At 45.3% G+C, this 15,226-nt stretch carries 8 protein-coding genes; 6 read left to right on the top strand and 2 right to left on the bottom strand.

The window, feature by feature from the left end:
- Nucleotides 1-132: 132 nt before the first annotated feature.
- Nucleotides 133-825 (top strand): DUF2812 domain-containing protein, encoded by a 693-nt coding sequence (locus HMPREF0373_RS02665; RefSeq protein ID WP_021738036.1) that lies wholly within the window; start codon nucleotides 133-135, stop codon nucleotides 823-825.
- 17 nt (nucleotides 826-842) lie between these two features.
- A complete protein-coding gene (locus tag HMPREF0373_RS02660; RefSeq protein WP_021738035.1) occupies nucleotides 843-1,232 on the top strand; it encodes a hypothetical protein in 390 nt (129 codons plus the stop codon).
- Between the two features lie 62 nt (nucleotides 1,233-1,294).
- On the opposite strand, the gene HMPREF0373_RS02655 is transcribed toward HMPREF0373_RS02660, so the two are convergent.
- Both HMPREF0373_RS02655 and HMPREF0373_RS02650 read right to left on the bottom strand, forming a co-directional pair.
- Nucleotides 1,295-2,821 (bottom strand): sodium/proline symporter, encoded by a 1,527-nt coding sequence (locus HMPREF0373_RS02655; protein ID WP_021738034.1) that lies wholly within the window; start codon nucleotides 2,819-2,821, stop codon nucleotides 1,295-1,297.
- Nucleotides 2,822-3,019: 198 nt separating this feature from the next.
- Nucleotides 3,020-3,613: a TetR/AcrR family transcriptional regulator gene (locus HMPREF0373_RS02650; RefSeq protein ID WP_021738033.1), complete on the bottom strand. Its 594-nt coding sequence runs from the start codon at nucleotides 3,611-3,613 to the stop codon at nucleotides 3,020-3,022.
- Between the two features lie 131 nt (nucleotides 3,614-3,744).
- Here HMPREF0373_RS02650 and HMPREF0373_RS02645 point away from each other — a divergent pair, with 131 nt between their 5' ends.
- The 4 genes from HMPREF0373_RS02645 to HMPREF0373_RS15910 form a co-directional block, all read left to right on the top strand.
- Entirely contained in the window at nucleotides 3,745-4,446 is a 702-nt protein-coding gene (locus tag HMPREF0373_RS02645; protein WP_021738032.1) for a hypothetical protein, read from the top strand.
- Nucleotides 4,447-4,449: 3 nt separating this feature from the next.
- Nucleotides 4,450-5,352: a cytidylate kinase-like family protein gene (locus HMPREF0373_RS15915; RefSeq protein WP_021738031.1), complete on the top strand. Its 903-nt coding sequence runs from the start codon at nucleotides 4,450-4,452 to the stop codon at nucleotides 5,350-5,352.
- Nucleotides 5,353-5,369: 17 nt separating this feature from the next.
- Nucleotides 5,370-6,590, top strand: a complete 1,221-nt coding sequence (locus HMPREF0373_RS02635) for a helix-turn-helix domain-containing protein (RefSeq protein WP_021738030.1) — start codon at nucleotides 5,370-5,372, stop codon at nucleotides 6,588-6,590.
- 148 nt (nucleotides 6,591-6,738) lie between these two features.
- A partial coding sequence (locus HMPREF0373_RS15910) for a family 43 glycosylhydrolase (RefSeq protein ID WP_021738029.1) occupies nucleotides 6,739-15,226 on the top strand: 8,488 nt, incomplete at its 3' end.

Below are 15,226 nucleotides of genomic sequence, written 5' to 3'. Positions count from 1 at the left end.
GCGGTGGGTAAGGGGGATGCTTATGTCAGGGGGGAGTTAAAAGTTCCCACTGACAGGTCGTAAAGCGACTGCGTTTATGAGCAAATAGCGAAAACGGATTGCGAATGTCTGCTTTACACGGAGGGAGTACTCATGGCTATATGTAAACAAAAAGTGTGGAGATATTGTCCTTTTTCCTGGTATGATACCTTTTTTTTAGAAAACTGGTTGGAAAATTTGGCAAAAAAAGGTCTGTTTCTGTCAACTACTGGATTTATAGGACCGTTTGCAAAATTAGAAAAAAGAGAATCTGGAAATATGCATTATCAGATAATTTCATCTCTTCCAAGAACGAAAAACGATAATGATATGTTGCAAATGATTCGGGATGTGGGGTGGCATTATGTTTGCACAGAGGGATTAGCAGATATTTATGCAACAGATCAAATAGATCTTGAGGATTTGCATTCAGAGGCAGATATACAGTGGATGGATGTAAAAAGTATGTTCAAATATCGGATTGTAAGTTTGATTCTACTTTTTCTGGCGGGACCAGGTGTCACTTTTTTTCAATTTTGGAAAGAATGTCATTCTGGCTTGGATAATCTGGGTGCTCACTATTATATGAATGTAATATGTGGCGTGCTGATGATTATATTCTATGCTATCTCGTGTGTGCTTTTGATGTATAGTTATCATGTTACAAAAAAGTATTTGATCTGTAATCATGATATAAGTCATCAAAATTATAAAAAATATGGAAATCAAAAAATTTTTTTCAGAGTTTGTAGCTGGGGGTCAGTAATAGTAATGATTTTGTTATGTGTTATTATGAACATATTTTGAGCAGGAGGAGAAGACGTATGTGTAAATGGAAGAAACTGGTTATGGTAAGTTTGGCTTTGGTGATAGCATTTACAGTTAATGTGCCTGTTTGTTATGCAAATACAGTTTCGCAAATAGAAACAAGAGCGGTATCCAGACAGGTTATTGCACGATATAATATTTCTGCAACTGACTGTAAAAAGGCATATAATAAAATGACTGGATACAATTCTTGGACGGCTGATATTGCAGCAGCTGTGGTAGGGTGTATAAGTATGCCTACAGGTGCTATTACAACTGTCGCCGGATGGATACAAAAAGCCAATTATAATCGTACGAAATCGGCTTTTTATTCAGGGTGGAAAAGCGGAAATGGTTGTGTAATGCTTGTCTATGATAATGAAGCACCTTGTGTTTATGCAAAATAATTAAAACAAATCTGCGACAGTCGCTATGATTGTCGCAGATTTTTCTTTTTATAATATAAAGGTTATACGCTTTCGAATTCATCGATGATCTCCTGTGACGGCGGAGCGGTCAGCAGGCTGACGATTACGATGGCAGCTGCGGAGCACAGGAATGCAGGCAGCAGTTCGTAAATACCAAGGAGTCCGCCGTGTGGTGCGATCAGGAATTTCCAGATAAATACCATGGCACCGCCGACGATCATTCCTGCCAGGGCACCGTTTCGGTTGGAACGTTTCCAGAACAGTGCAAAGAGCATAACAGCACCGAAAGTGGCACCAAATCCTGCCCATGCGAAGGATACGATACGGAAGACAGAACTGTCCGGATTACGGGCAAGGAATACACTGATGGCGGCAATGACCAGAACAGTGATACGAGCCATCAGCATGGACTGTTTTTTTGTACATTTGATTCCGAAGCAGTCCTGCAGCAAATTTTCTGAAATACTGGAAGATGCTGCCAACAGCTGGGAATCGGAGGTGGACATGGTGCTTGCCAGGATTCCGGCAAGGATCAGTCCTGCCATCAGCACGGCAAGGAATCCGTGATTGCTCAGCAGTACAGCGGTTCTGACGATCAGTGTTTCAGACTGGGAAGAGTTCTCCAGAACATCCATAGCACCTGCTTTTGTCATGGCATTTCCGATAATACCGATAAAGATGGCGATAAACATGGAAATAACGACCCATACAGAGGCGATGCGGCGGGATGTTTTTAATTTGTTTTCATCTTCAATACCCATGAAACGCAGCAGGATATGTGGCATTCCAAAATAGCCCAGTCCCCATGCCAGAGTGGAGGCGATGGTCAGCCCGTTGTACGGTGTGGTTCCGCCGGTTGCTGCATCATGAGACATTGTCATGCTTAAGTAGCCTTTCAGTGACTGTGCATTTGTGATAACAGCATCCATGCCACCAGCCATATGTACGCCGTAGATCAGTACGACGACCAGGGCACCGGTCATGATAATACTCTGGATCAGATCAGTGGTACTTGCGGCCAGAAATCCGCCCAGAGAAGTGTAAGCAACGATAATGATGGCACTTATGATCATGGCAGGCATATACGGAACACCGAAGAGTGTGGCAAAGAGTTTGCCGCAGGCAGCGAATCCGGACGCAGTGTACGGTACAAAGAAAATTACGATCATGATGGCAGAAATTGCCAGCAGGGAATTGCTTTTATCCCGGTAGCGGTTTGCAAAAAAAGATGGGATCGTAATGGAATTATTTGCTTTGTGGGAATAGCGGCGCAGACGTTTTGCGACGATGAGCCAGTTCAGATAAGTTCCGATAGCAAGTCCGATGGCAGTCCATCCTGCTTCGGCACAGCCGGACAGATATGCGACACCCGGCAGACCCATCAGAAGCCAGCTGCTCATGTCAGAGGCTTCGGCACTCATAGCAGTCACGATCGGACCAAGCTTTCGTCCACCCAGATAAAAATCACTGGTGTCGTTGTTTTTTCTGGAAAAGAGAATACCGATCAGGACCATGGCACCCAGATAGATGATCATGATGATCAGCATTCCAATTGTGTTTGCATTCATAAAAATCAATCTCCTTTATTACGTTACTTCAACAAATTTCTGCCAGTATACCATGAATAAAAACAGACTGCAATACAGAACGGAGTATAGACTAAAGTACAGAAAATAAACATAAAAAGTGATATAAACCTGCTGAAATAAAGGAAAAACAGAAATAGACTAAGATATGGAATGAAATATAGAATAAAAATAAATCGCTCAGATATCCCGGATCCGGATCTGTGACAGATAGATGGGCATCGCCGTAGAGCCGTACGTTTTTAAAGAATATTCTCCATTACAGATGCACCAGTCATAGAGCAGGGCGCGTTCCGCAATCGCATACAGCTTCACCATTTCATTTACGGAGAGATCTGTGCGGAATTCCCCGCCGTCCTGCCCTTCCCGGATGATACGGCGCAGCAGTTTATAGTAATAGCGGTTGCGGTCCAGCAGATGTTTTTCTCCTTTGGTAATGAGCTGTGTGGACAGCAGCCGTGCCAGCAGATCCAGGGAAATGCTGTTTTCAATCATGGAAAAAAGCTCCTGGTTCAGATAAATCAGCTGTTCATAGCGTGTCGCAAAGCCGGAAAGCTGTGCTTCCAGTTCCATATATTTTTCGTCAAACAGAAAGGAAAGAGATCCGAGCAGAGCATCTTTTCCTTCAAAATAATGATAAAAGGAGCCTTTTGAGGTAGCGGATTCCGCAATGATCTCATCGATGGTGGTGTCATCGTATCCCTGTTCATAAAAGAGTTTCCAGGCAGCGGAAATAATTTTACCCTTGGTGTTGCGTGGTTGTTTTTTGCTCATAATAAGGCACTCCTTCCATAGTGTTACAAACTTACTGTAACACTTGTGAGAAGTGTCGTAAAGTGGTAAAATAGAAATACTCAGAGTATGGGAAAATCTCTGGAGAGACAGTTATTGGAGGAACATTTATTATGAAGAAACACACCGGAAAACTACTGGGAGTACTGTTGCTTGTTATGGTCGCTCTGGCAGGATGCGGAACAAAGAATGCGGGAACCGCAGATGGAGGCAGTGCAGCTGCCGAGACAAAGCTGGATTCTGTAAAATCAAAAGTGAAATTTGACGGAGTCTATACAGCAGGGGATACTCTGAAGATACAGATGACACTGGATAAAGACGGTAATTGTGATTACGGTTATACCGGGATTTATCAGCTGAGCACCAGTGAAGCAGGTTACCGGGTACTGAACCTGATCTACTATGGTCAGGAAGGGGAGGATGATGCCCAGACGCAGCTGGCTTATGATTCTTATGCGATTCAGCAAAATGAAGACGGCACTTATACGCGGTGCAAACTCACAGAAGGTGAGGAACCAGATTTTGCCGGCGGGACACAGATGAAGTTCGAGAGCGGATCAGACACAATCTTTACAGATACAGCACTGGAAGCTTCCTATACAGCAGATGGCGGATCTTATATTGAACTGCATGAGGATGGCTCGTTTGTGTTTGGGGCACATATGAAATATGCAGCAGATAAAGATAATTTTGAGCTGATCGGAGGCAGCAGCTCATCGGTATATACTTATGAGGCAGATGAGAATCAGGATTCACTGATACTGAAAAATTCAGATGGACAGACAGTTATGAAGTTGCAGCGAAAGGAGAATTGATTTATGAAACCAGAGGGAAGCAAGGTAAACTATCAGGAATTGGCAGAACGTTTTTACACATTGGATACAGAAGTATATGAAGCATCCGGAAGTGAACTGGGAAAAGTGTTTCCTGGACCAAAGCATATTTCTGTAAAGCAGATTTTGAAGGATTTCGAGCGTGAGGATACAGAAAAGCTGAAAGATGAGCTGATTCTGATCGGAAATATGATTAAGATCATTGAGGAAAACGGTGGCAGATATGAGGAACTTTTTATCCGTTATGAGCATCTGTGCAACGATATGATGGCTGTGATGGAAGATGATGGATTCCGGGATCAGATTTCAAAAGATTTTACAAAGGATCGTCATGGGCTGATGTATAAGACCGAAAAAGATCATGTTGTAATCTGCATTGCCCGTGAGACCGGCGCCGGTGGTCATGAGATTGGTTCCCGTCTGGCAGGACGGCTTGGATTCTCTTTTTATGATGATTCGGTTCTGGATCTGATGATTGATGAACTGGATGAAAAGATGCCGGGAATCGGTGGAAAAGATTTGCATTTTATCAAACAGAGCCATGTGATCAAAGAGATTGCAAAAGCAGGTGACAGCGTCATTGTCGGAAGAAGCTGCGGTCATGTGCTGATGACGGGCGGTATTCCGCGTCTCAGTGTATTTATCGGTGCACCATATGAGAACCGTGTCCGCAGAAAAATGCTGCTCAACAATCAGGATCGTCGGGAAGCAGAAGAGTTTATCCGTAAGACAGATAAGCGCAGAAAGACATCTTATGATTATTATACCGGTAAGAAATGGGGTAATCCGGCAGATTTTGATATCTGCATTAACAGCGCATGCTACGGTATCGATGGAACGGTAGATCTGCTGGAGCGTCTCGTGCAGTATTCGCTGGATAAGAAATAAGAGCGGGCAGTCATTCGATGCAGGAGATATTTTTGGGGACAATGCTGGTAAATCTGATGCATATTTCTGTGTGCAGATATGACGGGGCTGGCGCACAGTGTCAATGCTTTGGAGAATCAGCAGGTAGTAAGATACTTTCGGAGGCGGAGACATCGTTTCTGAAGAATATATTTGAACTGAAACAAAGGAAGTATCCTGGAATTTATGCTCTGGAGCCGGATATTCTTGCCGGTGAAATACGGGATCCGGCACAGGAGGATAGCTGGATTCTGTTCGGACCGATCCTTCTGGCACCGGCGAATGCAGCGCGGTTTCAGCACGCAGGCAGGAAATTCGGCAAGTTGGAAGATATAGGGCTGCATCTTCAGATCTGTGAACTGAATACACTTGTAGCCGGTATGATCCTGTATTATGGATACCTGACGGGAAAAGAACTGTCCCTGGCAGAGTTTCTCGAATACAATAAGGAAGAATTTCCAAGCGTTCAGAAGATTCATGAACGGTTGGGCAGGGATTTGTTTGCACATCAGGAGCAGGCAGGGATTCATAATCCTTATGAACAGGAGCGCAGAGAGCAGGATGCAATCCGACATGGCGATGTGGCGGCATTGAATAGGAGTATTTCTGAGACCTATGAGGGAAAGATCGGACAGCTTGCAAAGGATCCTCTGCGCCATCACAAAAATGTGGCAATCGGAAATATCACACTGGCATCGCGGACCGCAGTGGAGGCGGGAGTCAGCGTGGAAAAATCTTTTACTATGGCGGACAGTATGATCCAGCAGATTGAAGAAATTGACAATGTTACCGAAGTGGAAGCATTCAAGCGGATGGCACAGCGGATGTACGCAGATGTCGTGGCGGAAGAATTGCAGGCGAATGAGGGCGGTTATAAGAATCCGTTGATTGCTGCCGTGAAGGATTATATATTTCAGCATTTCCATGACAGTATCCAGATTACAGATATTGCGAAATATCTGAAGGTTAATCCGGATTATCTGTCCCATCTTTTCAAGGAGCAGGAACACATTACCATCAAACGATATATTTTGCAGGAAAAAATCCGCCGAAGCCGGAATCTGTTACAGTATTCGGATTACAGTATTCAGGAAATCAGTTTCTATCTGGGCTTCAGCTCTCAGAGCCATTTCTGTAAGGTGTTTCAGGAGATCACAGGGGAGACACCGGGGCATTATAAGAGGCAGTTTGCCAATCGGAAGAAATGGAAGATTCAGTAAAATAAAACTAAGAATTATGCAAAACAGCTAAGAAATTTGATATATCTTAGCTGTTTTTTATTTTATACTAACACCATAACGTGATGTTTGTCTGAATATCCCGGAAGACATCTGCATCACAGCATGAGGAAAAGAGGAGGAGAGAATCATGAGGAAAATGAAGAAATTCATTAGTCTTATTGCAGCAGCCGCAATGGTTGTGACCAGTGTTCCGATCAGCGCATTGGATGTACATGCAGAAGAAGCACAGACCGTTGCAGTGGATTCCACAGTAAGACTGAAGCCTTCTGAGGCATCGACATTTAATGACACAAATAGTGACGGACTTGGCGAGTTTCAGGGCTGGGGTACATCGCTTTGCTGGTGGGCAAACCGCATTGGTTACAGTGAAAAACTGACGAATGAAGCAGCAAAGCTTTTCTTCAGCGAAGACGGATTAAACATGAATATCGGACGCTACAATGTAGGTGGCGGTGACGATATCGGAGACACAACTTCCGAAGAAGTAAAAGTCAATGAAAAAGCAAGCTTTTATGATCTGACAGAAGGCACTTATACCTATGCAGGAACCAGCGGAAAGGTTGAGACTTACAGTAAAATGGCAGGTATGACCTATTCTGCATCCGATGCAGATTTTGGTATTACAAAAGGCACCACAGTTGGAGAATTCTCCAAACTTGGATGGATCAACAAATTGGGTGATACTCCCGGCAGCGGAGATAATCTGCAGTATAAGGTAAATGCAAACGAAGCAGGAAACTATACCGTAAAACTGCTTCTTACTTTGGAAGGTACGAATACCCGTGACGTGGCAATCCGCGTGAATGCAGGGACAGACAGCCAGGCTGATTATGTGGCAGACGCAGATACCATCAACAACAGCATTATTGCTGAGGGTAACAACAATTCCAGCCACTGCATGCTGTTCTGTGTAACACTTTCTGATGTTGCATTAAATGCAGGGGAAAACACCATTAATATTGCAGGTCAGGCAGACTGGACACTTGATTTTGTAAAAATGGCAGTGATCAAATCCGGTGAGGAAGGTGTTCTTCCGGAGACAGATCCATTTAAACATGCTGCACATATTATCCGCTCAGACAGCGGAGTTCCGGGATACGCAGTAGACGTAACAAAGATTGATGAGAGCAAACATGACCTTACATGGTATACAGAAAACTTTGACCGTGCAGATGCAGAATGCGGCTATGCATGGAACTATGACTGGGATGCAGACAAGAATCAGATGAACGTTCTGAAAGCAGCTGCAAAAGCCAGTGGAGAGGATTTCCTTGCGGAAGCATTTTCCAATTCGCCGCCATACTTTATGACAGTCAGCGGCTGTTCGTCAGGAAATACAAATTCTAACACAGACAACTTACGTGCAGATTCCTACCATGCATTTGCTGCTTATATGGCAGATGTGATCGAGCACTGGAACAAGGAAGGTGTGATCACATTCCAGAGTACTGATCCGATGAATGAGCCGGCAACCAACTACTGGGGTGCAAACAGCAACAAACAGGAAGGCTGTCACTTCAGCCAGGGCGAATCTCAGTCCAAGATCCTGGTTGCACTGAATGAGGAGTTAAAGAACAAAGGCATCAACATCATTATTTCCGGTACAGACGAGACAAACAGCGGATATAATGGCGGACAGGGTGGACAGATCGATTCCTACAACAAGCTCAGCGATGAAGCAAAAGCCGTTCTGGGAAGAATCGATACCCATACATACACAAGAAGTTCCTTATCAGATCTGAGTGCACTGGCACAGTCTGAGGGTAAAAACCTGTGGATGTCCGAGGTTGACGGATCTTATACCGCAGGTACAAAGGCTGGCGAGATGAGCGCAGCACTTGGTCTGGCCGGTGCAATGATGACAGAAGTAAACGGTCTGAAATGCTCCGCATGGATTCTGTGGAATGCCATCGATATGCATGCAGACAGCAGTGAATATGGTCAGTCCTGGGTAAACAAAGGAAGTGCGAATGATTTCCTTTCTATGGAAGCCCTGGAGAAATCATGGAAATCCACGACATCCAACGGATATTGGGGACTTGCAGCAGCAAATCATGATGATGAAACCATCACTGTAAGTATGAAATATTATGCATACGGACAGCTTTCCAGATATATCCGTCCGGGATATACCATTATCGGCACCAACAAGACAGGTACGACACTTGCTGCATATGATAAGGCAGGTAAGAAAGTAGTCGTTGTTGCATCCAATACATCTGATTCTGACAAGACATGGAAATTTGATCTGTCCAGGTTCGAGACTATGGGCAGTAAGATTACAGCCATCCGTACCAGCGGAACACTGGCAGACGGTGAACACTGGGCAGATGTAACAGATTCCGACAACATTGCAGTTGATACACAGAACATGTATTTTACTGCCACTATGAAAGCAAATTCTATCACAACATACACAATTGAAGGTGTGGATGGAATCAAAAAAGTGCCGGAAGTACAGCCAATCGATGTTGAGCAGATTATCGTAAACAAAGATCAGGTTACATCCAGTGCAGCATGGAACAACGGAACCACAAATGTGGGAACAAACGTTGTTGACAATAATTTTTCCACATTCTTTGATGGTGTTGCAAACGGATATGTTACGTTGGATCTCAAGACAGAGATGCCGATTGCAGCTGTAAGCTACGCACCGCGTGCAGGCTATGAGAGCCGCTGCGAGGAAGCTGTAATCTATGGATCCGCAGACGGTAAAAACTGGACAGCGTTATATACCATTGAGTCCACACCGGCTGCAAACAAAGACACCATGGTATATTACAGCGAGTTCAATACTTACAAAGAAGGCGCAGAACCGGTTTCCTACCGCTATATCAAATACGCAGTAGATGCAAACGGATCCTGCAACCTTTCCGAACTGAAAGTATACAAGCCGGCATCTGACTATACGGTAGAGCCGGTATCCGGTCTCGCTTATCCGGATGGAACATTATCTCTTCCTAAGACTCTGACACTGACAGAGAAAGGCGGAGAAGGAGCCAAAGAAGCAAACGTTACATGGAACACTGAGGGTGTTGACTTTGGTGTAACTCCATATACTTACCTGAATCTGACTGGTACCGTAGAGGGATACAGCGATGTACAGGCAAACGCAACTGTTCAGGTAGTGCCGAAATACATCGAGTATATGATCGATTGTAACAATAACGATTCACAGACATTCAAGAATCTGCAGGCAGCAGGTATCAAATCCATGGTAAATACGGTTGCAGATCAGAAGAAGACAGACGACAATACCTGGGGTTACCTGGGAAGCTATAATGCTTATAACAGTGAAAATGCATCTGATTCCTATGCAGCTGCATGGTATCAGGCAAGTGTACAGTACACTGTGACACTTCCGGCAGGTACACATACCATCATGGTAGGTTCCAACGAACTGTGGGCACAGTGGAATGCAACCAGACAGAGTGCGGTATACTACACTGTAGATGGTGAAGAACAGAAACTCGCAGATCTGAATCTGACAGGTGCAAAAGGTGTTGCATCCGGTGAGATTACTCTGGATGAAGAAAAAGAAGTAACCATCACTGTTAAGAAAGTAACAGGAAACGAGGCAATCGTAAACTGGATTACCGTATGCGGCAAGTCCGGCGGAAAGAAATTCAGCGATGCTGAGATCGCAGCAAACAATTATGTGCTGTATCTGGCAAACGCAGGTACTTCTGATGTGACCTCTGTTCCGGCTGATTCCAACATGGGATTATACCAGGGCAGTCTGGATCAGGCTTATGCAGAAGATTCTGACACAGGATATAGCTGGGGTTATGTGGAGGATGCTGCTTATACTGCAACAGCAAGAGGCGGTGACACTACATTAAAAGGCTCTTACCGTTATCAGTCAGATAAAATCACTTACGAAGCAGGAAAATCCGGTATTGATTATCGTTTCGAGCTGCCGGAAGGCAATTATGAAGTAACCGTAGGTATCGACAATCCATGGCATCAGTGGGGAACCAAGACAGAAGACATCCTTCTGGAAGGTGAAAAAGTAGAATCCGGACTGACAGCCAAAGATTTTGAAGGCACTTATAAGGTGACCGTAACAGACGGTGAACTGAATGTATTTGTTCAGGCAACCAGTCGTTCCAAAGCCGGTGACGACCCGATCGTAAACTACATCATTGTAAAAGCGATTCCGGGCAGTGAGGCAGATGCACTGGCAGTTCTGAAAGTAACCGTTCAGAAATATCTTGAAAAAGTAGCGGGTAAAGATTATACCACTACAACAAAAGCAGCATTTGATCAGGCAATTGCAGATGCACAGAAACTCATTGATGAAAATTCTGCGGACACAGATGCAATTGCAGCAGCAAAGAAAGCCATTGAGAAAGCATACAGCAGTCTGGTAGAAGCTCATTTTGAGACCTATGATTCCATCACAGGTACCAATGCAGCAAGAATCTACGATAACAACGGTGCAAAGGTTCAGGCTCATGGCGGACAGATCCAGAAGATCGGTGATACTTACTACTGGATCGGTGAAGACAGAACCAACGGTTACAGACCGATGCCGGGTGTACATATGTACTCCTCCAAAGATCTGTACAACTGGAAAGACGAAGGCGTTGTTTTAAGAACGATGGACAATTATGATCAGTTCGAGACAGACAATTACTTCAAGAATCTGTACGGTGATCTCAGCGATGATGAGAAGAAAGACATTTATGTAGATCTCTGGGCAGAGGGATGCGTTATGGAACGCCCGAAGATGCTTTATAATGAAAAAACAGACAAATATGTGATCTGGTTCCATGCAGACGGAACAAGTCCGTATTCTGATGACAGCGGTTCCAACTACGCAAAAGCAAAAGCAGGTATCGCAATTGCAGACAACATCAACGGACCGTACAAACTGGTAGGCAGCTATATGCTGGCGAGTGATTATGGCAATCATGGATTTGATTCCGTGGGCGGACATGTACGAGACATGAACCTGTTCCAGGATGACGACGGAACCGCATATGTAATGTACTCTTCCGAGGGCAATGCGGTAATGTACATCGCAAAACTGAATGACACTTACACAGGTCTTGCAAAAGACGCAGATGAGATGGTTCTGGGAGAAGACTTCTGCATCAGCAGTACCGATTCCAGAGAGGCTCCGGCAATGTTCAAATATCAGGGTAAATATTACCTGATCACATCCGGCTGTACCGGATGGGCTCCGAACCAGGCACGTTATGCAGTCGCAGACAGCCCGCTGGGACCTTGGACCAACATGGGTAATCCGTGTGTCGGAGATACCTCCAACAATACCTTTGAGACACAGAGTACATGCGTGATTCCGGTAGATGCCGAGAACGGCAAATTCATCTACATGGGTGACCGTTGGTACAATCCGGATAACGGAAAAGATCTGAGCGATTCCAGATATGTATGGCTTCCGATTGAATTTGGTGCCAACAATACCATCGCAATCAAGAATTACAAAGACTGGACGCTGGATGAACTGGAAGATAAAGGTGCAATCTCTATCAATACAGCGCTTCCGGAGACCGTTGAAAATATGACTGCACTCAAAGCAGCATTACCGAAAACCATTGATGTAACAATCGGTACAAAAGTAGTAAAAGATGCAAAAGTAACCTGGAGCGTAGACGAGTCCGCAGGTGAGACGGCACTTGGCTATGTAACAGTAACAGGTACACTGAAAGATCTGAACAGAGAATTTACCATTCAGGTATTCTGCTGTCCGAAATCGCTGGTATACTTCGCAGACTGTTACACAAACGGAGATAATACATCTTCTATTTATGAAAAATTTGCAGCAACAGCAACTGACCTGAAGAACATGGTATCCGATCAGGCATACGGTGATGACAATGGCGTAACCTGGGGTTACACAAGTACACCGGGTGCATCCGGCGGAAGCAGTTCCCAGGATATGGGATCCAAAGGATCCGGCGACTTCTTCGATACCGGCTGGTGGGCAACCAGCGGCGGTAAGATCGAGTACGGTTTTGAACTGACACCGGGTACTTATACAGTAGCAACCGGATTCCATGAGTGGTGGAGCAGCTCCAGAAATATCAAGATCACAGTTTCTTCTGTAGATGCTGATGGCAAAAAGACAGAGCTCGGCACAGGCAGCGCAAGCCTTTCCTCCGGTAAGACAGAGGACAGAAGCAGTGTGGATGTAACCGTTCCGGAAGGTTCTGATCATATCCTTGTAACTATCAGCAAAGCATCCGGAAGTGATCCGGTATTAAGCTGGATCGGTATCATTTCAAATGATGCACAGAGCAGTGAACTTGACTGGACAGATTTCGATGCAGTTATCGCTGAGAAAGACCAGCTGAATGAGGCTGACTGGACAGCAGACTCCTGGAGTGCATTCCAGGCAGTTGTAAAAGAAGCAAAAGACTTCAAAGCAAATGCAACAAGTGAAACAAAACAGCGCGATATCCGCGAGATGATCGCAAAAGTAAACGCAGCTGAAGGCGAACTGATCTCCATTCATGAGCCAACGGGTGATGTAACATACTACGTAGACGCTGTAAACGGTGATGATGCAAACGATGGTACCACACCGGAGACAGCATGGAAGACACTGACAAAAGCGTCCTCCATCCGTCAGCTGAAAGCAGGCGGCAGCATCTTACTGAAAGCAGGCTGTGTATGGAATGGTGAGCAGCTGTTCATCGACAATGCCATCGGCAGCGCAGACGCTCCGATCGTGATCGGAAGCTACGGTGAGGGTGCAAAACCTGTCATCAACGGAAACGGAGCAAACTGGTCCGCTTCTACCAAGGAAGATCTGGCAGCTGTTCATATCAGAAACAGCCAGAATATCGTGATCGAAAACCTTGAGATCACAAACTGGGATCTCTCCGCAGGAGAAATCGGAAGCTACAAACAGAGCAGCAAACTGTTATCCGGTCTCGTAGTAGAGAACCGTGACGGCGGCGAACTGACAAACGTAACCATCCGCAACAATAAGATCCATGATGTCAATGGTAAGATGGCCGGTGGCGCAGACAAAGGAGCAGGCGGACTGATCGTTCTTGTGACAGGAAACGGCAGAAATCATACCGGTACCGTAGAGTCTTACTACACAGGACTTGCCATTGAAGGAAATGAAGTATACAATGTATGCCACGAAGCAATCTACATGGAGAGCGTATGGGCAAGCCGCAAACTGGTAGGTGGAACAAGCAGTGATACCGGATATCAGAATGCAGGAAACAGCAAATGGATCGGCAGCAGCAATGTGACGATCAGCAACAACTATGTACATGACGTAGCAGGTGACGGTATTGTACCGATCAACACCACAGATGCAATGGTAGAGTACAACCTGGTTGACAACTCTGCAGACAGCAGCTGGAATTACAGTGCAAACCAGAACCATGCAGCAATCTGGTCATGGGACAGCAACAACGTAACATTCCGTTATAACGAAGCTTCCAACACATCCAGACATTCCGTTGGTTCTGCAGTTGGAAACGACAGCATGGCATTTGATTTTGACTATGGTGTACAGAACTGTGTATACGAGTACAATTACAGCCATGACAACCTGGGTGGATTCCTGATGCTCTGCCCGGGACCGGGGGCAACCGTAAATAACATTGCTCGCTACAATGTCAGTGTAAACGACGGTAAGTACGACGGTGCACCGGTGATCCGTATGGGAACCGGTAAATATGGTTCTCTCGGTGTTCAGATTTACAACAATACCATCTACTGGGAGAATAACGGTGGCTATACAATGTCACTGACACCGGATTCTTACTGGGAAGGTCCGAATATCAAAGAAGTATCTGTATTTAACAACATCTTCTACGGACCGGCAAAAGCAGACAGCATGAGCACAAAAGAGGGTATCACTTACTCCAACAACCTGGTATACAGCAGCGACGGAAGTGCTGAGGCAGTATACGAGGCTCTGGCAAACGATGCACATGCAGTTTATGCAGATCCGCAGTTTGCAGATGTGACAGATTACACAGCAGGAAGCTGGGCAGATGGCAAGACAACGCTGGGAACCGCAGAAGGATTCCGCATTGCAAAGACATCACCGGCAGCAGATGCAGGTATGGCAATTCCGGAAGCTCCGTCCTACACCGACGATACACTTGGCGGCGAGCTGGCAGCAAACAAAGCAGAAATCCCATCTGTTGACTACTATGGAAATGCACTGACAGACGGTACACCGGATATCGGAGCAAACGAAACTGTTAAGAAAGCAGATGAAGATGCAAAACCGGCAGATGGTCTCGGTATGGACAAAGACGGCAACTGGTTCTACTACAAAGACGGTAAAGTAGATACTGCTTATACCGGACTTGCAGCAAATGAATATGGCTGGTGGTATGTAGAAGCCGGTCAGATCAACTTCAATGTAACAGGTCTTGTAAATGACAGTACTTATGGCTGGTGGGATGTAGAAAACAGCCAGATTAACTTTAATTACACAGGACTGGTACAGAATGCATACGGCTGGTGGTATGTAGAGAACGGTGCGATCAACTTCAACGCAACCGGACTTGCACAGAATGAGTATGGCTGGTGGTATGTAGAGAATGGTCAGGTCAACTTCAACTACACAGGACTCGCAGCAAACGAGTACGGCTGGTGGTATGTAGAAG

Source organism: Eubacterium ramulus ATCC 29099 (assembly GCF_000469345.1).
In the GTDB taxonomy this organism is placed as follows: domain Bacteria; phylum Bacillota; class Clostridia; order Lachnospirales; family Lachnospiraceae; genus Eubacterium_I; species Eubacterium_I ramulus.
Note: the sequence above shows the minus strand (reverse complement) of the source record. Positions and strands in the feature narration are given on the sequence as shown.